This is a genomic window from Propionispora vibrioides (genome assembly GCF_900110485.1).
GTDB classification, from domain to species: Bacteria; Bacillota; Negativicutes; order Propionisporales; family Propionisporaceae; genus Propionispora; species Propionispora vibrioides.
Genome location: NZ_FODY01000003.1, coordinates 208,332 through 230,124, shown reverse-complemented (window position 1 = coordinate 230,124; position 21,793 = coordinate 208,332). Strand labels below are relative to the sequence as shown.

The 21,793-nt window shown below is 49.2% G+C and carries 20 protein-coding genes and 1 other RNA gene; 17 read left to right on the top strand and 4 right to left on the bottom strand.

Features of this window, described 5'->3' with window-relative positions; all coding sequences use genetic code 11:
- Positions 1–87 precede the first annotated feature (87 nt).
- Complete coding sequence (locus tag BMW43_RS04420; RefSeq protein ID WP_091744194.1) at positions 88–699, bottom strand: HD-GYP domain-containing protein; 612 nt, start codon at positions 697–699, stop codon at positions 88–90.
- A 218-nt stretch (positions 700–917) separates the two neighbouring features.
- Here BMW43_RS04420 and BMW43_RS04415 point away from each other — a divergent pair, with 218 nt between their 5' ends.
- The 9 genes from BMW43_RS04415 (at position 918) to BMW43_RS04375 (ending at position 8,736) form a co-directional block, all read left to right on the top strand.
- The gene (locus tag BMW43_RS04415) at positions 918–1,529 is read left to right on the top strand and encodes a TetR/AcrR family transcriptional regulator (RefSeq protein WP_245732218.1); all 612 of its coding nucleotides are present in this window, start codon (positions 918–920) and stop codon (positions 1,527–1,529) included.
- Between the two features lie 160 nt (positions 1,530–1,689).
- The gene (nirJ1, locus tag BMW43_RS04410) at positions 1,690–2,889 is read left to right on the top strand and encodes a putative heme d1 biosynthesis radical SAM protein NirJ1 (RefSeq protein WP_091744193.1); all 1,200 of its coding nucleotides are present in this window, start codon (positions 1,690–1,692) and stop codon (positions 2,887–2,889) included.
- 24 nt (positions 2,890–2,913) lie between these two features.
- Positions 2,914–3,909: a putative heme d1 biosynthesis radical SAM protein NirJ2 gene (nirJ2, locus tag BMW43_RS04405; protein WP_091744192.1), complete on the top strand. Its 996-nt coding sequence runs from the start codon at positions 2,914–2,916 to the stop codon at positions 3,907–3,909.
- A gap of 152 nt (positions 3,910–4,061) precedes the next feature.
- Complete coding sequence (locus BMW43_RS04400) at positions 4,062–4,973, top strand: helix-turn-helix transcriptional regulator (protein ID WP_091744191.1); 912 nt, start codon at positions 4,062–4,064, stop codon at positions 4,971–4,973.
- Between the two features lie 83 nt (positions 4,974–5,056).
- Positions 5,057–5,344, top strand: coding sequence for a Dabb family protein (locus BMW43_RS04395; protein WP_091744190.1), 288 nt, complete (start codon positions 5,057–5,059; stop codon positions 5,342–5,344).
- Positions 5,345–5,596: 252 nt separating this feature from the next.
- Positions 5,597–6,661 (top strand): glycerophosphodiester phosphodiesterase, encoded by a 1,065-nt coding sequence (locus tag BMW43_RS04390; protein WP_245732217.1) that lies wholly within the window; start codon positions 5,597–5,599, stop codon positions 6,659–6,661.
- Positions 6,662–6,778: 117 nt separating this feature from the next.
- Positions 6,779–7,615 carry a dioxygenase family protein gene (locus BMW43_RS04385; RefSeq protein WP_091744188.1) on the top strand — a complete coding sequence of 279 codons (837 nt, stop codon included), beginning with the start codon at positions 6,779–6,781 and terminating at the stop codon, positions 7,613–7,615.
- Between the two features lie 39 nt (positions 7,616–7,654).
- Positions 7,655–8,290, top strand: a complete 636-nt coding sequence (locus tag BMW43_RS04380) for an RNA polymerase sigma factor (protein ID WP_091744187.1) — start codon at positions 7,655–7,657, stop codon at positions 8,288–8,290.
- A gap of 38 nt (positions 8,291–8,328) precedes the next feature.
- Positions 8,329–8,736 (top strand): DoxX family protein, encoded by a 408-nt coding sequence (locus tag BMW43_RS04375; RefSeq protein WP_091744186.1) that lies wholly within the window; start codon positions 8,329–8,331, stop codon positions 8,734–8,736.
- Positions 8,737–8,872: 136 nt separating this feature from the next.
- Here the strand turns inward: BMW43_RS04375 and rnpB are convergent.
- Together rnpB and BMW43_RS04365 are read right to left on the bottom strand one after the other, a co-directional pair.
- Positions 8,873–9,241: RNase P RNA component class B (gene rnpB, locus BMW43_RS04370), an RNA gene on the bottom strand.
- A 150-nt stretch (positions 9,242–9,391) separates the two neighbouring features.
- Positions 9,392–9,628: a DUF2164 family protein gene (locus BMW43_RS04365; protein ID WP_091744185.1), complete on the bottom strand. Its 237-nt coding sequence runs from the start codon at positions 9,626–9,628 to the stop codon at positions 9,392–9,394.
- A gap of 625 nt (positions 9,629–10,253) precedes the next feature.
- On the opposite strand from BMW43_RS04365, the gene BMW43_RS04355 reads away from it, so the two are divergent.
- The 7 genes from BMW43_RS04355 to BMW43_RS04325 all read left to right on the top strand — a co-directional run bounded on the left by BMW43_RS04355 (position 10,254) and on the right by BMW43_RS04325 (position 19,633).
- The gene (locus BMW43_RS04355) at positions 10,254–12,485 is read left to right on the top strand and encodes a HelD family protein (RefSeq protein ID WP_091744184.1); all 2,232 of its coding nucleotides are present in this window, start codon (positions 10,254–10,256) and stop codon (positions 12,483–12,485) included.
- Positions 12,486–13,091: 606 nt separating this feature from the next.
- Positions 13,092–16,034, top strand: a complete 2,943-nt coding sequence (locus BMW43_RS04350; protein ID WP_091744183.1) for a sigma 54-interacting transcriptional regulator — start codon at positions 13,092–13,094, stop codon at positions 16,032–16,034.
- Positions 16,021–16,488, top strand: a complete 468-nt coding sequence (locus BMW43_RS04345) for a PTS sugar transporter subunit IIA (protein ID WP_091744182.1) — start codon at positions 16,021–16,023, stop codon at positions 16,486–16,488. Before BMW43_RS04350 ends, BMW43_RS04345 begins: the two co-directional genes overlap by 14 nt.
- A 32-nt stretch (positions 16,489–16,520) precedes the next feature.
- Positions 16,521–16,814 carry a PTS sugar transporter subunit IIB gene (locus BMW43_RS04340; RefSeq protein WP_091744181.1) on the top strand — a complete coding sequence of 98 codons (294 nt, stop codon included), beginning with the start codon at positions 16,521–16,523 and terminating at the stop codon, positions 16,812–16,814.
- Positions 16,815–16,826: 12 nt separating this feature from the next.
- Positions 16,827–18,089, top strand: a complete 1,263-nt coding sequence (locus BMW43_RS04335; protein ID WP_091744180.1) for a PTS galactitol transporter subunit IIC — start codon at positions 16,827–16,829, stop codon at positions 18,087–18,089.
- A 27-nt stretch (positions 18,090–18,116) separates the two neighbouring features.
- Positions 18,117–18,983, top strand: coding sequence for an L-ribulose-5-phosphate 3-epimerase (locus BMW43_RS04330; RefSeq protein ID WP_091744179.1), 867 nt, complete (start codon positions 18,117–18,119; stop codon positions 18,981–18,983).
- 2 nt (positions 18,984–18,985) lie between these two features.
- Positions 18,986–19,633, top strand: coding sequence for a class II aldolase/adducin family protein (locus BMW43_RS04325; protein WP_091744178.1), 648 nt, complete (start codon positions 18,986–18,988; stop codon positions 19,631–19,633).
- Between the two features lie 155 nt (positions 19,634–19,788).
- Here BMW43_RS04325 and BMW43_RS04320 read toward each other — a convergent pair whose 3' ends face one another.
- A complete protein-coding gene (locus tag BMW43_RS04320) occupies positions 19,789–20,715 on the bottom strand; it encodes a glycyl-radical enzyme activating protein (RefSeq protein ID WP_091744177.1) in 927 nt (308 codons plus the stop codon).
- A 291-nt stretch (positions 20,716–21,006) separates the two neighbouring features.
- Between BMW43_RS04320 and BMW43_RS04315 the strand changes: the two genes are divergently transcribed.
- Positions 21,007–21,774: a DeoR/GlpR family DNA-binding transcription regulator gene (locus BMW43_RS04315; RefSeq protein WP_091744176.1), complete on the top strand. Its 768-nt coding sequence runs from the start codon at positions 21,007–21,009 to the stop codon at positions 21,772–21,774.
- Positions 21,775–21,793: the final 19 nt, after the last annotated feature.

Below are 21,793 nucleotides of genomic sequence, written 5' to 3'. Positions count from 1 at the left end.
TCGGGATAATAAAATAATAATAACTCCCGCATGCGATAGGCGGGAGTTATTATTATGCTGATGGCGCAGACTGTATTTATGTTGGTCTTAGATAGAGAACCCAAAACGCTCTTTTAGAAACTGGATGAAGACTTCGGCAATTGCCGGATCGAACTGAGTGCCGGAACAGTGCCGGATTTCTTCCACCGAGGCCTCCAGCGTCACAGGCTCCCGGTAGCACCGGTGAGTGGTCATGGCGTCAAAGGAATCGCAGACTGCCAGCATCCGGCTTAGCAGTGGAATGGAGATGCCGCTGAGCCCCGACGGATAGCCATTGCCGTCGTACCGTTCATGGTGGTGGCGCATGATCGGGACAATGAAGTCGGCCCCTTCCACGGCGGCCAGCATAGCGGCGCCCTGTTCAGCGTGTTCTTTCATAATGCTGAATTCTTCAGCGGTCAATTTGCCGGGCTTGGTGAGAATGTATTCAGGAATTTTAATCTTGCCGACATCGTGTACGAGACCGACGATAAAGGCAAGACTGATTTCATTGGAATTCATGCCCAATTGGCTGGCCAGGCCGGCCATGAGCTCCGCCACATGCTCCTCATGCATAGAGGTATAGGGGTCGCAATAGTACACTTCCCGGCAGAAGGCCTCAATAGCATCCATGTTTACTTTGTCGATGATTGGTACGTTACTTTGCACTGGCTCGTTCACTGTACCCTCGCTTGTTTTGCATAATTTTTAATGGACATTCTATTTTAGGAATATTCTGGGTAATTCTACATAAGCGATAGGCTTTCCTTCCGGGCGGTCAATCTTTTTTCGGTCTGCGCCGCTGGCGGAGCGTCTAACCGCAGGGCATTGTAATCTTTGCGATATCCGGTATAATAAAAAGCGAATCAGTTATTTACCGGATTATAGGGGGAGGTTCCGTGGTTAAAATAAGCAATCGACGGGAAAGAAAGAAGAGAGATTCCAAAAATGCCATTATTGAAGCGGCTGTTACGCTGTTTGCTCAAAAGGGCTACAATGATACGTCCATTGCCGAAATTATGAGTGAAGCCGACTTGGGGCTGGGAACTTTTTATAATTATTTTCAGTCCAAGGAAGAAATATTAAAGCATTTTCTGGCCGAAATAACGCTAAATATCAACCAGTCCTACACCAAATTGCTGCAGGAGCCCAGGCCGGCCGCCGAGGTGCTGTCCGAGATGTTTTTATTGACCGGCCGTATCCTGGATCAAAACCGTTTTGTGCTGCCTCTGTTTTTGAGCGCCGCTGCCAGAGGAGCGGGCGGTAAGCCCCATGCTCCGTCGCCGGGACGGCTGACTTTTAAAAGCATTTTTCTCAGCATTATTCAGGACGGGCAGGCAAAGGGTGAATTCCGGTCGGATATTCCGGCCGAAGTCATTACGGAAATGTTTCATGCCGTGTTTCAGGCCGCTTCGTTCAGCAGTCTGGACATCGGGTTTATGGAGAATATCGAATACAAGCTGAAAATTATCCTGACCGGTCTGGCGGCGGGCGGCCGGCAGCCGGGTTAAGACGGCTGCCTGGCATTGGAAAATTAATGAGCGGACATTGACCGGGCTGTGCCGGCATGATAAACTACAGTTAATAGTGAATGTGATTCAGTTATGAATTATATTCTGTTTTAATGGACAGATTACAATAAATCGAGATAGGTGCAGGTGGATAAAACGAATGATAAGCGTCACGAAATTGTTATTTTCGACCGATTATTTCGGCGATGGATTACGGTATAATCATGCGTCGCGAGGCGCGCGGCACGGTGTTACGAAAGGAGCCGGTCCGGTAGTGGTCTGGAATTCCACTAAGACCTGCAATCTGCGCTGCCGTCACTGTTATATGGAATCGGATGCGCAAAAGTACCAGGGGGAGCTGACGACGGCGGAAGCTCGGCGGTTTATTGATGATTTGGCGGAGTTCAAAGTGCCTGTCCTGCTATTTTCCGGCGGCGAGCCGCTCATCCGGCCCGATTTTTTTGAACTGGCGGCTTATGCGGCTGAAAAAGGTATCCGTCCGACGCTGTCGACCAACGGTACGCTTATCACAGCGGAGGTCGCGGCCCGGATCAAGCAGATCGGTGTGGGTTACGTGGGCATTTCTCTTGACGGATTGCGGGAAGTGAACGATGCTTTCCGGGGCAAAGAGGGAGCCTTTGCGGCGGCTATGCAGGGAATTCAAAACTGTGTGGCTGTCGGTCAGCGGGTTGGACTGCGCTTTACGATCAACAAGCATAATTTGCAGGAGCTGGAGCATATTTTCGACTTCATTGAAGAGGAAAATATTGACCGCGTCTGTTTTTACCATCTGGTATACTCCGGCCGGGGCAATCAGATGCTGGATGAGGATGTGACACCGGCCGAATCGCGGCAGGCGATGGATATCATTATTCGCCGGACCCGGGATTTTGAACGGCGCGGTCTGGCCAAGGAGATTCTGACAGTCGATAATCACTGCGATGGCGTATACATGTACTTAAAGGCATTGGAGGAGAACAATCCCGCTTTGGCCGCCAGAATTAAGGAACTCATTTCGATGAACGGCGGCAACCGTTCGGGCATTGCTTTTGCCGAAGTTGATCCCAACGGCTATGTGCACCCTGACCAGTTTACGCAGCACCATACCTTCGGTAATGTGCGGGAAAGAAAGTTCGGCGATATCTGGACCGATTTGAGCCATCCCGTTTTGGCCGGTTTAAAAGACCGTAAACCACTCTTAAAAGGCCGCTGTGCCGCCTGTCAGTATCTGGCCAACTGTAACGGCAATTTCCGTACCAGAGCCGAAGCGATTACCGGTGACTTCTGGGAATCCGATCCGGCCTGTTATCTTACGGACGAAGAAATCGGCATTTGCGGACAGCAGCAGGATGCCGTATAAGGGTAGCAGAAGGAGCAACAAACTATGATTATTTCCTGGAATACAACCAACGCATGCAATATGTACTGTGATCACTGTTATCGTGACGCCGGCTGCAAAGCGGAGGAAGAATTAAATACGGTGGAAGCCAAAACCTTACTGGAGCAAATTGCCCGGGCGGGGTTTAAAATTATGATTTTCAGCGGTGGCGAGCCTTTGACCCGTCCCGATATTGTAGAACTGGTGGCCTATGCTACCTCACTGGGACTGCGGCCTGTATTCGGTACCAACGGCACGTTGATTACGCTGGACCTGGCTAAGCAGCTAAAAGCCGCCGGGGCGATGGGGATGGGCATATCCCTCGATTCGATGAATGCCGCCAGGCACAACGAATTTCGCCGTTTCCCGGAAGCCTGGGAGGGAGCGGTACGGGGCATGCGTAACTGTCGTGAGGCAGGGCTGGCTTTTCAGATTCATACGACGGTGATGGACTGGAACTCCCATGAACTGGAGGCCATTACCGATTTTGCCGTGGCCGAAGGCGCTGTGGCGCATCATTTTTTCTTTTTGGTGCCCACCGGCCGGGCGACTTCGATTGAGGCTGAATCGCTGCGGGCCGAAGCCTATGAAGAGACGTTGACCCGGATTTTGCAAAAGCAGAAGGAAGTGCCGATTGAACTTAAACCTACCTGTGCGCCGCAATTTATGCGGATTGCCAAACAAATGGACCTGAAGCTGCGCTTTGGCCGCGGCTGTCTGGCCGGTACCTCTTACTGTATTATCAGTCCCAGAGGACAGGTGCAGCCTTGCGCGTACCTGAATATGCCGCTGGGTGATGTGAGAAAAACGCCGTTTGATGAAATCTGGCGCAATAATGAAGTGTTTCAAAAGCTCCGGACACTGGACTACCAGGGCGGCTGCGGTTCCTGCGAGTATAAACGGGCTTGCGGCGGCTGCCGGGCCAGAGCGGCCTATTATCACGAAGGTGATTATATGGCCGAAGAGCCCTGGTGTCTGTACCATGGCCGGAAAGGCGAATAGCGGTATTGGTGATTTGAATTCCTATATTAAGGCCGTACACTGCTGCAGCTTGTTAAACTGCAGCAGTTGGTGTTTTGGGGTGAATGTATAGCATGGGAATATGACATAATAATGTCATATTCCCATGCTATACTTATTTTGGGTGATAAGAAATGAAGATGAACCGTTTATTTGAGATAACTATTATTTTACTTAATAAGGGAACTGCTACGGCCAAAGAACTTGCTGAACGTTTTGGCGTGTCAACAAGAACGATTTACCGGGATATTGATGTTCTGTCCGGAACCGGTGTGCCTGTGTATATGAGTAAAGGCAGCGGAGGGGGGATCTATCTTATGGAAAATTATTCCATCAACCGGACCTTCATTTCCACTCAGGAAAGTGAAAGCTTGTTGTTGGCGATCAGAACACTACAGGCAACTAAATATCCTGAAGTGGACAAAGTCTTGGAAAAGCTGGGAGCCATATTTAAAGATCTACCCAGTCAGGACTGGGTAGAAGTTGACTTTTCTCCCTGGGGGAGCACGACGAATGAAAGCGATAAATTTAATGACATCAAACGGGCCTTGCTGCAACGAAGGGTAGTTTATTTTCGATATGTGAACGCCGAAGGGCAAAAGAGCAACCGGTACGTCGAACCGGAAAAGCTGGTTTTCAAAGATAATGCGTGGTATCTTACCGCTTTTTGCCGGCAGCGCCAGGAATTTAGAACGTTCCGTATTTCCCGGATGAAAGAGTTGATGGTATTGCCTGATCTCTTTGAACGGAAAGCAGCTTATATTACGGCTAAGGAAACGAAAGATTCCAGCCAGCCTTCAGTGCATCTAAAAGTGCGAGTCTGGGCAAAGGCATTGAATCGGTTATACGATTATTTTGACGATACCTATATCACTGCTAACGGTGATGGCAGTTTTACTTTAGCTGTTGATCTGCCCGGCGGAGAATGGCTTTATAGCTATATTCTGTCATTAGGCGATTCTGCGGAGGTACTGGAACCACTTTCGCTCAGAAGGGGTATCGTGAGCAGAATGAAGCAGGCATTAAATATGTACGAGGTAAATTAAATATGACATATAGTTGTCTTATTATCTTGTGTACAATAAAGACAAGCACGGGATGATAAATATAGATATAGGAGGATGGGACTATGATTATTAATAACCTATTGTTAAAGCTAAAAGACAGAAGTCCGGAGAATATAACAAAGGCACGGGAAGTGCTGCTAAGTATGAAGGGGGAAATCGAGGTTCTTGTTGATTTAACAGTAGCGGCCAATATTCGTTCAGGGCCGGCCGCTTACGACATCTTATTGATTGCAAAATATAACACGATGGAAGATCTTGAAGCATATTTGACTCATCCGGTACATGTTGAAGTGGGGAAATATATAGCCGGTGTGGTAGAAAGCAATGCAAGTGTGTGTTATAGGGACTGATTAATTCGCACTGCGCGTTCTGACGGAGCTTTTCCGCCTTGCTGCGTCAGAAAAACCTTGAATAACTTAACTATTCCTGCGGTTTTGCTTCCTTGCCAGAGCCAAAATCTCTCGTCAGCCAGTGGTTCTCTAGAGATAGCTTTAGGAGGACGCAGGAAAGTTAATGTAAAGATAATAAGCTCTTAGTATTTGCCCAATTTGATTGTCATATAATGAATGGTAGGAATTTGGCAGGGAGGGAGTCTATTTAGTATGGATGCGATGGAAGTTAAGGGGTTGCCGTCCCTGTTCGACTTGGAGGCTCACCGGGGCGGCCGGGCTGCCCGGCCGGAAAACACGCTGATAGCGTTTGCTTATGCCCTGGAACTGGGCGTGACAACTCTGGAACTGGACATGCAGTTGACCAGGGACGGCCATATTGTCATCAGTCACGATCCGTTTATGAACGGTAATCTGGTCAAAGGTCCGGACGGCCAGTATGTCCCTTACGGCCGGTATGACTTGCGTGCCATGACAATCGATGAAATCAGGCAGTTCGATGTGGGAACAATCAATCCCCAGGCCGGCGATTACTATAAAAGTTATGGCAAAACGCAAATCGCCGTTCCCGGCACGGTCATACCGACGCTGGCAGAAGTGTTTGAACTGGTCCGCGCTTACGGCAATACTCATGTCCTGTTCAATATCGAAACCAAATCCTACCCCGATCCGGCCTTGCCGGCAGCGAAAAACAATCCAGATCCGGCTGTTTTTGTGAAAAAGTTCTATGAAGTGATAAAAAAGTATCATATGGAGAACCGGGTTATGCTGCAGTCCTTTGACTGGCGAACCCTGAAAGAAATGAAAAAACTGGACCCTCAGATTACCCTGGTCGCCCTGACCTGTGAGCAGCCTGCCTGGGGCCGCGACAGCCAGTGCCGCCAACCTTATGAAAAGGACGCTTCGCCCTGGATGGCCGGTTTGGCTATTGACGATTTCAAAGGAGATTACATCCAGGCGGCCAAAGTCATGGGCGCCGACGTGGTATCGCCCTATTGGGAAGAGCTTTCCAATGAATTGGTGGCCGAGGCTCATGACTTGAGTATGAAAGTTGTTCCCTGGACAGTGAACAGTCCGGCTAAAATGAACATGCTGATTGACATGGGAGTTGACGGACTGATTACCGATAAGCCTTGGCTTTTGCGGGAATTGCTGATTAAACGGGGCATTCAGGTCGCCCGGCCAACCGTCAATACCGCCAGTCCTTACCATACCGGCACAGGCATTGCCGGCGGTGCTATGGAAAAGTTGGGTCAAGACGGTGATTCGGCCGGGTAATTTCATTTAGCTATCAAGTTGAAAATTCTGTGCGTTGCGGCACAGAATTTTTTTATTTTTTACCCGTATCCTTTTGCCGGTTTTAGTAACTAACTGTATAAAGAAAGGGTGATCAATATGAAAGACACAATTCGCGGACTTATTGCACCGCATGCTCCGACCATGCTGGAGGATGAACTGGACCGGAAAGCATCGGCCGTAAATATAAAGTTGCAGGAAATCGGCAAAGAACTGCTGGACTGGGGAATTGAAGCGGTGGTGGCCGTCAGCACCCATTGGCAGACCGAAAGCTTTCTGGTGGACGATGCGGACTTTCACCGGACGGTGACTGATTACTATGGTTTCCGCCGGGAAATCGAATATGATGTGGCCGGTAAGCCGGAACTGGCGCGACAGTTGTTAGCGTCCGGTGAAAAAAATCTAGTCTATCCGGCTGCCGCACAACACGGTGTTGATCATGCCATTACCATTCCGCTGCATTTTATGTTTCCGGAAAAAAATATCCCGGTCATTCCCGTTTCGGTGGCCGGCTCGGCCTTGTCGGCTTTTCGCTGGGGCCGGATTCTCGGCCATACCCTGCGGCAGTGGGGCGGCAAGACATTGATGTTAGTATCCGGTTCACTGTCGCATGATTTAATGGCCTTTATGACCGGCCGTCGCCGCGACGAGTATGAGGCATTTGACCGGCAGGTCATGCAATTGCTGACAGCAGGAAATGGCATGGATTTGTTAAATATGGACAGTAGGCTGATTGCGGCGGCCAAGCCGGAAGGTGCCTTCCGGGATTTGTATATGTTGCTGGGGGCCATGGGGTCGCAGAGCCGGGGCCGGGTAGCGGCCTATGAGAACCTGCCTGGTGTCGGCCTGGGCGTGATTGAGTTTACCGAAGCCGCTTATGCCGAAACCGAAGAGGAATGGCTGGCTGCGTTTCCCGCTAGCGGCAGCATTCATTGAAAAGAAACCCACAGAGAAAAGGAAAAGGGGGCTATGTATATGGCCGAACAGGATATTGCAGTTGACCGGGATATTTTAGATTTATATCAGTCGGGACAGGAGGAACAGGCCTTTAAACTGTTCATCAATCAGTATCAGGCGCGGCTGTATTCATTGGCTTACCGTCTGCTGGGCAATCATGATGATGCGATGGATGCGCTGCAGGAAATACTGTTGCAGCTTCACCGTTCGCTGAAAAACTTTAAAGGACAGTCCGGTTTATATACCTGGGTATACCGTCTAAGCTCCAATGTCTGCCTGAATTTCCGCAGAAAAATGCGTAAGCCCGGCGGGCAGCTGGAATGGACGGAAAACCTGCAGCAGGCGGTATTGCCTGTGGAGCGCCCCAATGAGGACCCTGATACCATGTGCGAGACAAAATACAGTCAGTTTTTGATTCAGCAAGCGGTTTTAAAATTGCCTGACAGTCAGCGCGTGCCTGTCGTGCTGCATGATTTGGAGGGGCTGTCGCTGGCGGAGATCGCTGCCGTGCTGGATAGCAACCCCAATGCGATTAAGGCGCGGCTGCAACGCGGCCGGGCGGCACTGCGGCGGATCATCAGCAAGGGGTTTGTCGTCAAAGGGATGGAAGGCGTCGGGGTATTTACGGTAGGTCATACCGGAAAACTCATGTAATAAGCAATGAAAGTATGAATATAAAGGAGAGATGTATCATGACTAATCGTCAGTACGAATATAGTTTGCTGGTGCTCCGCGTAACGCTGGGCGTCATCTTTTTAGCCCATGGCTTGCAAAAAATCAGTCAACTGGATGGGGTTATCCAGTTCTTTGGATCACTCGGCATGCCGCCTTTTGCCGTTTATGCGGTGGCGGCCACGGAAACCATCGGCGGCGCTATGCTGCTGACCGGGTTCTTCCCGCGCATCGCTTCCATTGGTATCAGCCTGGTGATGCTGGGCGCTATTTTTACTACCAAGCTGGATAAGGGATTGCTTAACGGCTATGAGTATGAATTGATGCTGCTAAGCGCGGCCGTGGCTGTGGGACTTTCCGGCAGCCGCATCCTCTCGCTGGGAGAGGCTTTAAAGGCAAAAAAACAGCCTGAACAAAAGCAGTTTTAAAAACTGCAGCAAATGCTAAAACCGCTGCCTGTCGTAAGACCGGTAGCGGTTTTTTCAGTGCGTTTTTTTATGATGTTAAGTAATTACGATGTACACCGGGCATCGTTTGGTTGTATACCTGTTTGCATTTAAAAGTTACTGTAAGCCGGATTTTGTTCAGGAAGACCTTGCGGCTCCCTCGGACAACATTTATCTCGCAGCCTCCGGCTGCGCCCTAATTCAGTTCGCATTCCCGTCTTAGGGTTCCTCTACCATAATTTGAGTTGCAGGCTTGCGGGGTTTACCCTTGCACCGTTCCGTCGCCGGAACGAATCGTTTCTGTGGCACTTTCAGGTTATTTTCCGCTCCGGCCTGTAAACAGCCGGAGTGGATTTCACCGCCGTAAGGAGGGTATGTCTCCTTCCGTGACTTATTGGGTCACGCGCAATCACTACGGGCATCGCAGCCCGTGCCTGTCCGGACTTTCCTCTGCAACACGCCTGCCTTTGCGCGATGAGCCGGCGCCAGCACATTCTGGCCGCCTGGTTCGCGCTTTACAGGCTGCATTGTTGCAGCGTTTCCGCGTACACTTTTAAATGGGTGTTGGAGTGTTATTATAATCGATAATCAATCGGAATGCAATGGTATGTTTAGGAAACCATTACGGCAAGTCGCGCTAATGGATGGGATCTCTTTTTACGCCCAATATATTCTCCAGTTTTTGCGCCAAAAAGAAGCGGCTTTCTTCCAGTGCCTGATCATAAAGGTAATGGCCGGTTTCCTGGAGCATGAAGCTGAGAAAGCGGGATGCCTGCGTTTCATCCAGTGTTTCCTGCCGTTCTTCTCGAAAGAAAGCCTGTATTTTTTTGATAAGTTCTTCCTGTTTTAATGCGTCAAGTTTGCATAGTTCCATCTTGTACCCTCCCTTATTTAGGGTAGCGTATCAGTCTTGGAAACAGCTTTAGAAGCAGACGTGATTTAAACGAGAATTTTTTTATTTATTGGAATGAATTTCCTGGTATGTATGGTGGCGTATTGCAGATAATAGCAGTGTAAAGGGTTCGTAATGGTCGAGCCAAGGTGGGTGCCGGATATGAGAGTGTTCGGTATTCGCCGGCCAAAGGTTGTTGTCGGGTCGGAAGGTTCGGCAGCAGCCGGCGGGCAGATCGTTGGTATTCCTTAAAGGCTGTATGGCAGCCCAACTGTTGTCATGTGGTCCCAAGGGAGTGGCGGCGGTCGAGTCAAGATCATTGTGGGTTGTGAATACCAAGGGGTCTATTGCAGTCGGGAGATTGCAGTAGGTTCGGTAGCTATCTGCAGTGGTCGGGCAAAGGTCTGTATTGGTTGTGTAATGCCTGTGGGTAGTCGAAAGATTGCGTATAGGTGTGAAATGATCAGTGCGGGCCGGCGCGAAGATCATTACGGGCTCTTTACTTTCATAAACATACCGGGAGTGCCAAGGGCACTCCTTTTCTATTTGCCGGTTTATTCTGGTATAATATATATTTATAATGGATGAAATGACAGGTGGGGACAGTATGACGCAACAACATTCAGAATTTGATCTGGAACGCCAGCATTTGGCGAAAACGATAGCCGATATGAAGCAGATTGTTGAGGAACTGAATACGGACATTGATGAACGGTTGCAGCGGGCTCAGAAGTCATTGTCGCTGAAGGATGAGATCAGCGCCTATGTGCACACGATGCTGCGCAGTGATCACTCGTACCGGATTCATGACCTGGAAGCCGCTTTGCCCAGTCCTTACTTTGGCCGGGTGGATTTCCGGGAGGACGGAACACCGGATTTTCACAGCTACTATATTGGGCGTACCAAGGTGGCCCGCCTGCATATTGAACAGGACGAGGATATACTGGTTTTTGACTGGCGTGATCCGGTTTCCACCATTTTTTATGAATGCTATGGTGGCCGGGCCAGTTATGAAGTGCTGGGGCGTTATCATTATGAAGGCGATGTCCGGGTGAAACGGCAATACAAAATCGAAGACGGCGAACTGAAAAGCATGGTGGATAATTATGTCATGGATCAGATCTTGTCGCGTCAGCAGCAGGCGCTGCTTGGCGATCCGCTGTTGACAGAGCGGCTGAAAGCGGGCGCGGCGGATAAATTGAAAGACATTATCACCTCTATTCAGGCCGAACAGAATCAGATTATCCGGCAGCCGCTGCAGCAGGTTACCATCATTCAGGGGGTGGCCGGCTCGGGCAAAAGCACCATCGGGCTGCACCGCTTATCCTACTTGCTATACAATGAAAAGTTGAAGCCTGAACGGCTGATTGTCATTGCACCTAACCGGATTTTTTTGGACTATATATCGGATTTGCTGCCGGACATTGATGCGGCTGATGTGAAACAACTGGTCTGGGATGATCTGGTTACCGCCCTCACCGGCCGGGTCTTTACCATTACGGCTAACGACCGGCTGGAACATATACTGGCTGGCCGGGACAAAAAAAGCAGCCGTCTGCTGGCCGATACCGCTCAACTCAAGGGCTCCCTGGATTTTCTAAAAGTGCTGCAGGCTTATGTGGAGCATAAACTGCAGCGATTTTGTGTCAAGCTGGTGGATATCCGGCTGTTTGACAGCGGTCTGACCGTTACCGCCCAGGAGCAGTTGGATACCTTTATGGAGGAAGGCAAAACGCCGTATAATGAGCGGCTGCATTCGCTGATCCGGCATATTACCTTCCGGGTGAACAATTATGTGGAGGTGCTGGAGGCCAGGCAGAAACAGGGTACGGTAGCTGATGAAGCGGTTAAGCGGTGCAGCCGGGAAAGAGATAAATTTCTGGGCAGCTATTTTAAACGCTGGCAGCCGCTGGAACTGCTGGAAGCCTATCGTGAGCTGTATGCCAGCAAAATGATGTTTAAACCGCTAAAAGATATGCGGTATGATCTGGACGCTATTCGCAGCCATTCGCAGGATGTACTGTCCGCCGGTCTGGTAGAGCGGGAGGATTTGGCGTTACTGGCCTATCTGGCCTTTTTGCTGGACGGGTGGCCCCGGACGATCCGCTACGATCATATTGTTGTCGATGAGGCGCAGGATTTAAATGCCGTGGAATTTGCCATGTTAAAACGATTGTCCAGCAACGGCTCGTTTACTATTATGGGGGATGTGTCCCAGGGGATTCATTCGTACCGGAGCATCAACAGTTGGAATGTATTGACCAAAGGGGTCTTTGCTGACGACCGGACGGTATACCGGGAAATTCTGCACAGTTATCGTTCGGCTAAAGAAATTATTGATGTGTTTAACTGTGTGGTGCCTGCCGGTCATTCCCAGGCCATTCCGGTCTATGAGACCGGACGCAGGCCAGTACTGAAAAAAATGATGTCTGTCAGCGACGGCTTGCGGCACTGTTTTGACAGCATCAAAGAATTTATTGCCGGCGGTGCTGCTTCGGTGGCCGTTATTACCAAACGGGAGGCTGAAGCCATGGCGCTTTATGAGCCGTTGTCAGCCGCCGCGACCGAAGCAGACCTTGCGCTGCCGGTCTATCTGCTGGCCGGCGAGGAAACCCTGTACCGGGGCAGCATTTCGATAGCTCCCGTGGCACTGGCCAAGGGGTTGGAATTTGACGCCGTAGTGGTCTGGAACGCCTCGGCCACCGAATACCCACCGGAACCGTTGGCGCGGCGTCTGCTCTATGTGGCCTTGTCCCGGGCGATGCATAACCTGCATATTCTATATCAGGGAAACCTGACGCCGCTCCTCAAAGACTGGCGGCCGCAAGGGGATGCGTGAGCAGAGCGCGGTCTGGACTATAATAGCGCTATGGATGGTGTAATATTACGGTTATTTGTTTCAAGAAAGGATGCTCGCCGCAAGGAACTGCAAAAAGCGTAAGATACAGCCGCATAATGGGATGTGGGCTGCAGAGAGCTAAATAGGTCACGGAAAGAACTGATTCTTAAAAGTCAGTTCTTTTTTTATTGGTTAATTAGCTATAGGAGATTGGCTGCGGATGTGAAATAGTTTATGTTGTGTTGCCTTAATGGGAGATTTTTTGTGATTTTTTTGTTGCTTTTTTATAACCACTTTATAAGGGGACCTGTCTGAAAATGATTTTTTTGTTTTTAGAGGAAAGAAATATTTCCGAATATTCTTGGATTTAGGGAACCGCTGATTAAATGAGCCTGCCTGCCTGGCGAGAGATTTTTTCGGCTGGCAAGGAAGTAAAACCGCAGGAATAGCGGTCCCTATTTCAAGGTTTTACTGACGCAGCCAGACGGAAAAAGATCCGCCAGGATGTGCAGTGTGAATTAATCAGTGGTTCCCTAGAGGGCGGTTTAACAAAAAGATCAGATGTTGGTATGAAAATTGCTTTATATAAAAGTGAGGGGAGACGGAATGAAAGAAAAGCTACGAAGGCTAGTACAAAGCGAGGATAGCAAGAATCCGCTGACTGATACGGAGCTTGCCGCCCAATTGGGCATTCGCCGGGAAGAAGTTACCATTATCAGAAATCAGCTGGGAATTTTAGATTCCCGGGAAAGGAGGAAGGCCGGGCTATTAAAACAGATTGAAACGTTTTTAAAACAAGAGCCGGACATCGGCATGGTGGATTTAACGAGACTGGTGAATCAGACGGGGTATGCCGTGGCGCGCTGCACAGTCAGCAAATATGCCGAGGAAGTAAGGCTGCAGGAACAGCCGGTCATGAAACCGGACGGTCCTGTAAGTATCCCGGCAGAACAGCCGGAAGCGCCGGAAGGAGATGTTTTTGCCAAGCTGGTGGGGTATAACCGCAGTCTAAAGTCACTGGTTCAACTGGCCAAGGCCGCTGTTTTATATCCGCCCCATGGCCTGCATACCATCATCACCGGGCCAACCGGTGTGGGGAAAAGCGAGCTTGCGGAATGCATGTACGAGTTTGCAGTGGCATCCGGCACCTTTATAAAAGATTCTCCCTTTATTGTTTTTAATGCGGCCGATTATGCGGAAAACCAACAGTTGTTACTGTCCCAGCTATTTGGCCACGTCAGAGGTGCTTTTACCGGTGCCGACACGGATAAAGCCGGTCTGGTGGAAAAGGCGAATGGCGGCGTGCTCTTTATCGATGAAATCCACCGGCTGCCACACGAAGGACAGGAAATTTTGTTTCAGCTTATCGATAAAGGCAAGGTCCGGCGTCTGGGGGAAACCAAATTGTCGCTGCCGATCCGGGTGATGCTGATCAGTGCCACCTCGGAGCCACTCGACTCCTATCTATTGACTACGTTTAAGCGAAGAATCCCCATGGTGATTGAAATACCCGATCTTAACTCGCGCCCGCTGGGCGAACGGTATCACATTATTAATAATTTTTTCGTCAGTGAGGCACGGCGGATTGGTGCTCCAATTCTGGTTAAGGCCGATGTCTATAAAGCGCTGATGCTGTACAAATGTCATGGCAATCTGGGACAACTGCGCAGCGATATTCAGGTGGCCTGTGCCAGAGGGCTCCTAAACCGGCTGACGATGAGCCGGGAATCGGTCTGGATCGGTATTTCCGAGGTCCCCGAATATGTCATGCAAGGCCTCATTGATATTCGCAACTATCGCAGCAAAGTGGATACCTATGTCAAGGGTGACGTTGAGATTTCACCTGATTCGAATATTAACCAGTTGCGGCCTAATGACAGCTTGTATCATTTTCCCGAGGGGATTTACCGGTATATGGAAGAACGTTATTTGACTCTGCTGGCGGAAGGGTTAGCTGTGGAAGCCATAAACCGGATTGTTGGCGGCGAAGTGGAAAAGAAGATCCAGCAATATATCAAGAATATGAAAACCGACAGTGGTGATTTGGACGTTAGAGAGTTGACTTCCGTGGTAGGCAAGCAAATTGTCTCTTTGACGGAAGAAATCATCGCGATTGCCTCGGAAAAAATGGGCGTTCTGGACGGAAATTTGCTGTTCAGTCTGGCTATCCACCTGAAAGCAACTATTAGCAGGCTGAAAGAAGGCAAGAAAATCCAGAATAACAATTTGGCTGAAATTGCCCGGAACTATTCCCGGGAATTGGCGGTAGCCCGGGACATTGCTCGGTATCTGGAGCAAACCTATGGTATCCTCCTGCCGGAGGAAGAATTGGGCTTTATGGCTATCTATCTGAATTCAGGATATCGCAACGAACTGTATGCACTGCCGAAAGTCGGTGTTCTGCTGCTGGCTCATGGCCGGGTAGCCAGTGCGGTGGCGGAAGTTGTGAATAAGCTGCTGGGAGTTATGAAGCATATCCGGGCCTTGGATATGTCCCTGGAGAAAACTCCGCAGGAGACTTTGAATGAAGCCATTCGGCTGGTAAAAGAAATGGATGAAGGAAAAGGCGTGATTTTGCTTGCCGATATGGGATCATTAGCTTATTTTGGTGAGTTCATCACCAAAGAGACCGGTATTGAGACAAGAACGCTGACAAGGTTGGATACCGTACTGGCTATTGAGGTAGCGCGGCGAACGAATCTGCCGGACTTGGGGCTGGATGATGTTTTGTCTTCTATTCGCAATGAACTGCCTTACAATCTGGAGCCGGAAATCCCCGCGGGAGAACTGAGCGACAGCAAGCCGGTCATTTTGGCGATTTGTGTTACCGGAAGCGGCACAGCAAAACTGATAAAAGACCGGTTAACAGAGGCGCTGCCGGAAAGCGGGATGGATTTTACCATTGAAACGAGGGGCATTGTTGAATTTCCCAGGATTGATTTGGAAATTGACCGGATTAAGCAAAGAAGAAAGATCATTGCCATTGTTGGTACGATCAATCCACATAGTAAGGGAATCCCCTTTTTTAATGCCCGGGAAATCGTAACGGCAGCCGGCCTAAAAACCTTCAAAGAATTTATTAGTTCTCACAAGTACCGAGGGCCGGGGGAACTGACAGCAGGCTCAGCGGTGGGCGAGCTGTTGGCCGAAGAGAATATACACATCAAGCTGCCGTACACCAATAAGCAAGAGGTTATTACCTTTTTAGCCAAGCATCTGATCAAAAGTAAAGCGGTGGAAGCGGAGTATTTGACCGATGTCTTTCAGCGGGAAACGGTATTTCCCACCGAACTGGATGGTGGTGTGGCGATTCCCCACGCTGATGAGGCTCATGTCCTTCGGTCAGCTATTTCCATTGCGACACTGGCAGAACCGATCCAGTGGGTAAACAAGCAGGTAAACATAGTTGTTATGCTTGCCGTGGATAAACATTGCTTTACTGCACTAAGCTCCATTCTGGGGTGTGTCATAAAAGAAGATTTTAAAAAAATTGCCCGGCTGGACACCGCCAAGGCGATAAAGGAGGCCATCGTACATGCCTGTACGTAACACATTTGACCGGGAACTTGTTTTCCGGGAGGATGGAATAAACGATAAGAATGAAATCTTGCGGTATATTGCCACAAGAATGTACGAATTACAGTATGTGAAAGAAACCTATATCCAGGCGGTCATCGACCGGGAAAAAACATTTCCCACCGGCTTACAGACCGAAGCCTTTGGCGTGGCAATCCCTCACTCGGATACCATCCATGTACATAAGCCGGTGATTGCGGTTTGCATTCTGGCCCAGCCCGTGATATTTCAGGTCATGGGGTCAGGCGGCGGCGAAGAGGTGCCGGTCAGTTTTATCTTCATGCTTGCCATTGACGATCCCAATAAGCATATTGAAATGCTGAACAAGCTGTCCATTTTGTTTCAGAATAAAAATATTATGCTGGACCTGCTGGAGACAAAAACCGGTGAGCTGTATCAAAAGCTAAATTATTATATCAACCATTAGTAGTCTGTTGACATTTGAAAGGAGGAAGAAACATGTTAAAAAGAAAAGCTTTGGTGGCCTGCGGTTGTGGCGTGGCTTCATCGACGATTGTGGCTAAGAAAGTCGAGGATTATTGCCATGACAGAGAGATTAAGGTGGAGTGGCGGATTTGTAAGGCGGCTGAAATCCCTTCACTGGCAGATATGATGAAGCCCGATGTCATCGTATCGATTACGGCAGTTCCCGATCTGGGTAACGGCATACCGGTATTTGACGGTAAGCCCTTTTTAACGGGAATCGGTGTGGATAAACGGTTAGAGGAGATTTATCAGGCGATAAAAGCATAAGGAGAGATGAAAATGGACGCGATTGCAACTGTTTTTGAGTTTTTTCTCAGTCTGGGCGCGGCAGTCTTCTTACCTATACTGATCAGTATTTTTGCGATTGTCCTGGGGCAGAAACCGGGGCGGGCCATTCGCAGCGGCATCACCATCGGGATTGGTTTTATTGCGATCAATGCCATCCTTGGCATTTTTATGGATAATCTGGGGCCGGCGGCCGAGGCCATGGTCAAACGGTTTGGGGTGAACCTGACCGTTCTCGACGCCGGCTGGCCGGCAACCGCCAGTATTGCCTTTGCCTCCAAGATCGGGGCCTTTATTATCCCTTTGGGTATAACGATTAACGCCATCATGCTTGTCACCAAAATGACCAATGTCGTTGATGTGGATATTTTTAACTATTGGCACTTTACCTTTGTCGGGGCTATGGTGTATGGCAGCACCAATAATCTGATCTTAGGTTATGCCGCAGCGGGAGCGGCATTAATCGTCGGCCTGAAAAGCGGTGATTTTACCGCCCGGTATTTTCAGAAGTATTATGGATACGAAGGCGTGTCCATTCCCCATATCCTGTCTAACGGGTTTGCTATTATCGGCTGGCCGATCAATAAGCTTATTGACATGATTCCGGGCGTCAAAGATATCAAAGCCGATCCCGGAACCATTTCCACCAAATTCGGTGTTTTAGGCGAACCAATTGTTATCGGAATTTTCCTGGGGGCGGGCATCGGCGTACTGGCAGGCTACGATTTTGCCAAAATCACCCATTTGGCTATCGTTATGTCCGCCGTCATGATGGTGCTGCCCCGGATGGTGGGCATCTTGATGGAAGGGCTGTTACCCGTTTCCGATGCGGCCAAGGAATTTTTCTCCCGGAAATATTCGGACCGGGAATTTACCATCGGGATGGATTCGGCCATTGCCGTCGGTGACCCGGCTGTTATTGCCTCATCGCTGCTGTTGGTGCCCATCGCGATTGGTCTTGCCATTATCCTGCCGGGCAACAAGGTGCTGCCCTTTGGTGACTTGGCGACCATTCCCTTTATGATTTGCATGGTCAATATCTTTACCCGCGGCAATGTATTCAGAAATGTACTGATTGGTTCGGTCTTGACGGTATTTGCTTTATACAGCGGGACGCTTAACGCCGAAACCCATACGGTGATGGCTATTTCGTCAGGCTTCCAGATGCCGGCGGGGACGTCCACCTTATCCAGCTTTGTCGGTTCCACCAATCCGATTACACTGGTTATTTGGAAGCTATTTAGTCTGTTCGGCTAAACACACCCTGTTGGCAGGAGGTAATCGATGAATATAGTGAAAAGCACTCCTTTGGGAATCTATGAAAAGGCATTGCCCGGGCTGCCTGATTGGCTTGGGACGTTTAGGCTGATAGCCGAGTGTGGCTATGAGTTTCTGGAGCTATCGGTAGATGAAAGTGAAGAACGGATAGAACGGCTGTACTGGGACCGGCAGCAAAAGAAGGCATTTCTGGATGCCAGTGTTGCAACAGAAACACCGGTTTTAAGTATGTGCCTAAGCGCGCACCGCAAGTATCCGCTAGGCAGTGATTCGGCAGCCGTACGGCAAAAAGGACTGGACCTGCTGGCAAGAGCGATTCAGTTTTCTGTGGATACCGGTATCCGGGTCATTCAATTGGCCGGCTATGATGTGTACTATGAAGCGGGTAATGAAAAAACCAGGCAGTTATATGAGGACAGCATGAATCAGGCGTTGGCCTGGGCTGGGAAAGCCAATGTCACGCTGGCCATCGAAAATATGGACCATCCTTTTTTGAATTCGGTGACGAAAATCATGCAGTATGTGGAGCGCTATCAGTCGCCGATGCTGCAGGTATATCCCGATATCGGTAATCTTACCGCCTGGAATTTAAATGTCAGGGAAGAGCTAAAGCAGGGGACCAGCCATATCGTAGGTATTCATGTTAAAGATACGGTAGAACAGGTTTTTCGCCGTATCGATTTTGGTCAAGGGACTGTAAATTTTTCGCAGGCTTTTAAAGCTTTGCATGATATGAGTTATCAGGGACCTTTCGTGATCGAAATGTGGTCTGATCATGCAGCGGACAGTAAGGAAAAAATTATCCGGGCCAGAGAATGGGTGCAGGCCAGGCTGAAACAGGCCGGCTATACAGTTGCTGAGAGGAGGAACTAAGCATGTTATTGGAACAATTGCGCAAAGAGGTATTAGCTGCTTCACTGGATTTATTAAAATACGGGCTGGTTACTTTAACCGGAGGCAATGTAAGCGGACGGGATGAGGAGACCGGTTATATCGCTATTACGCCAAGCGGTATGTCTTACGAAACCTTATCGCCGGAGGATATCGTTGTTATTGACGGAAGTGGCAAGGTAATTGAGGGAAAGTGGAAGCCGTCGGTTGATACTCCGGATCATCTATATATTTACGGAAAACGGCAGGATGTTTTCAGTATCATTCATACCCATTCCACCTATGCCTGTTCGTTTGCCATGCTGCAGCAGGAAATTCCCTGCGCGACGACTACTTTGGCCAATGAGGTGGGCGGAGCCGTACCGGTGGCCCGGTACGCACCGGTGGCTTCCGGTCTGATCGGTCCGCATGTGGTGGAAGCTCTCGGCGACAAAAGCGCCTGCCTATTGGCAAATCATGGTGTTATTACGGTAGGGACCTCGGTACGGCACGCTTTAACCGCCGCGGTGATGCTGGAGGATAATGCGAAGTCTTACCTCTTTGCCAAACATATTGGCAATCCGGTGCTGCTGGAGGCGGCAGAAATACAAAAAGCCCGTGATGTCTTCACCTATTTGTACGGTCAGAAATAAGAAGAGGTAATTTTTAGCAATCCAGGAAAAACAATCCCATTTTGGCAGTTTTAGCTGCAAAACGGGATTGTCTTAGGTGCAAAAGCATAGTCTTGTTAATGGTAGTTTTTTATTGTTTCAGGGTTGGCGGAGTACTAGTACCTCAGATAATAGAATTAGATCATACATTCGATTCCGAAGCCGGCAAACCGCCGGGCATGTTCCTGAAGGTCCTCCTTGTGCAAGGCGTCGACGCCGGTAAAGGCATATGATCTATGCAGTGTCCGGTATTTATTCTCGCCGAACTGGTGGAAAGGCAGCAATTGTACTTTTTTGATACCAACTTCCTGAAAATAAGCGGCAAAGCCGTCGACGTCCGCCAAAGTATCATTGAAGCCGGGAACAAGCGGTATTCGCGCCAGAATATCCTTACCGGAGGCAACGGCCAGACGGATATTTTCCGTGATCGGCGGTAAGGGGACACCCACTATGCTGCGGTGTTTTTGGTCAGTAAAATGCTTTACATCAAATAGCAGGTAGTCGATTTCAGCCAGGAATTCGCGAAACACAGCAGGGGTTGTATAACAGGTTGTCTCGGCAGCGCGATGCAGTCCGTTCTCCTTAGCCAAACGCAGGATGGCGAGGGCAAATTCCGGCTGGGCCAGCACCTCGCCACCCGACAGCGTAATCCCGCCGCCCGATTCACTGTAAAATGCTTTGTCTTTACATACTTCCCGGATAATTTGTCCGGCCGATTTTTCCTCGCCCTCACTGTCCAGGGCATCGTACAGGCAGATATCTACCGGGTCGAGCCGTGAACCGCAAGCCTGAGCGACAAGCTGATCGACCAAGATCTCTCCCTGTCTGTGCTGAAATACCTGAGGATATTGCTGTACGCAATGCAGGCAGAGCCTGCATTTTTTTTTATCCCAGGTGATTTCACGGGTGAAGCGCTGCGATTCAGGATTAGCGCACCAGGGACAGCGCAGGGGACAACCCTTGAAAAAGACCACCGTTCGTATTCCCGGGCCGTCGTGAAGGCTGAAATGCTGTATATTGAATACCATTCCTGTATATGCTTCATAAGGCTTGTTGGGTTTCATTTTTTTCCGTTCCTTTCTTAATAAGATCTCGGTTGCTGTTTAAAACTATCATAGCATTTTGTTGCTTATGTTTCAATTGTATATTTCATTCGTAAATTAAAATAGTTTTGATAGAAATATTTTTCTTGAAATTTCTTGTGCGGTTTGCTATGATGAAGCTACAACAGGTGTTTGCTTGCTCATAGCTCTAACGCAATGCTATAATAAACGAAAGTAATATGGTTATGAATAAAGGGACTTTTGCTGTGTAAAGAGTTCTTTTTCATAACAAACGAAAGAGATGTGAGCAAATTGACACCACGACATTTAACCATCATCGATATCCTGCATAGCGAGAAAAAGATCGAAGTGGCCAAACTGGCGGAACGCCTCGGTGTATCGCAGGTTACCATCCGTAAGGATTTGGACTTTCTGGAGAAGAAACGGGGCCTGTTGAAACGGGAGCACGGTTATGCTGTAAGCATAGACAGCGAAGACATGGAAAATCGCCTGTCCGTTCATTATCAAGAAAAGCAGCGGATTGCCAAATTGGCGGCAGCCTGTGTAGAAGACAATGAAACGGTGATGATCGAATCAGGTTCCTGCTGTGCACTCTTAGCGCTGGAACTGGCAGAGACGAAAAAAAATATTACGATCATAACCAACTCCGTGTTTATCGCCAATTTCGTTCGTAATCATGCAAACCTGCATATCATCCTGCTGGGCGGCGATTATCAGGAACGTTCGGGCGTGACAATCGGACCGATCGTTCATCAGACAGCACAGCTTTTCTTTGTAGATAAGCTGTTTGTCGGTACCGATGGCTATCGGGCCGGGGTTGGTTTTACCGGCAGCGATGCGTATCGTACTGAAACGGTCCGCAATATGGCCAAAAGTGCGCGACAGACGATTGTGCTGACCGAATCGTCCAAGTTTTCTGCCCAGGGCGTCATGCTGCAGTTTAAGTTTGATGAAGTGGCCAAGGTGTATACCGACAACCGGCTGGCAGAACAAGCCCAAAAAGCTCTGACGACGGAAGGTTTGGTAATCGAATATGCGGATATTGATGGGAGTGAGTGATATTTTATAACAACAAAGG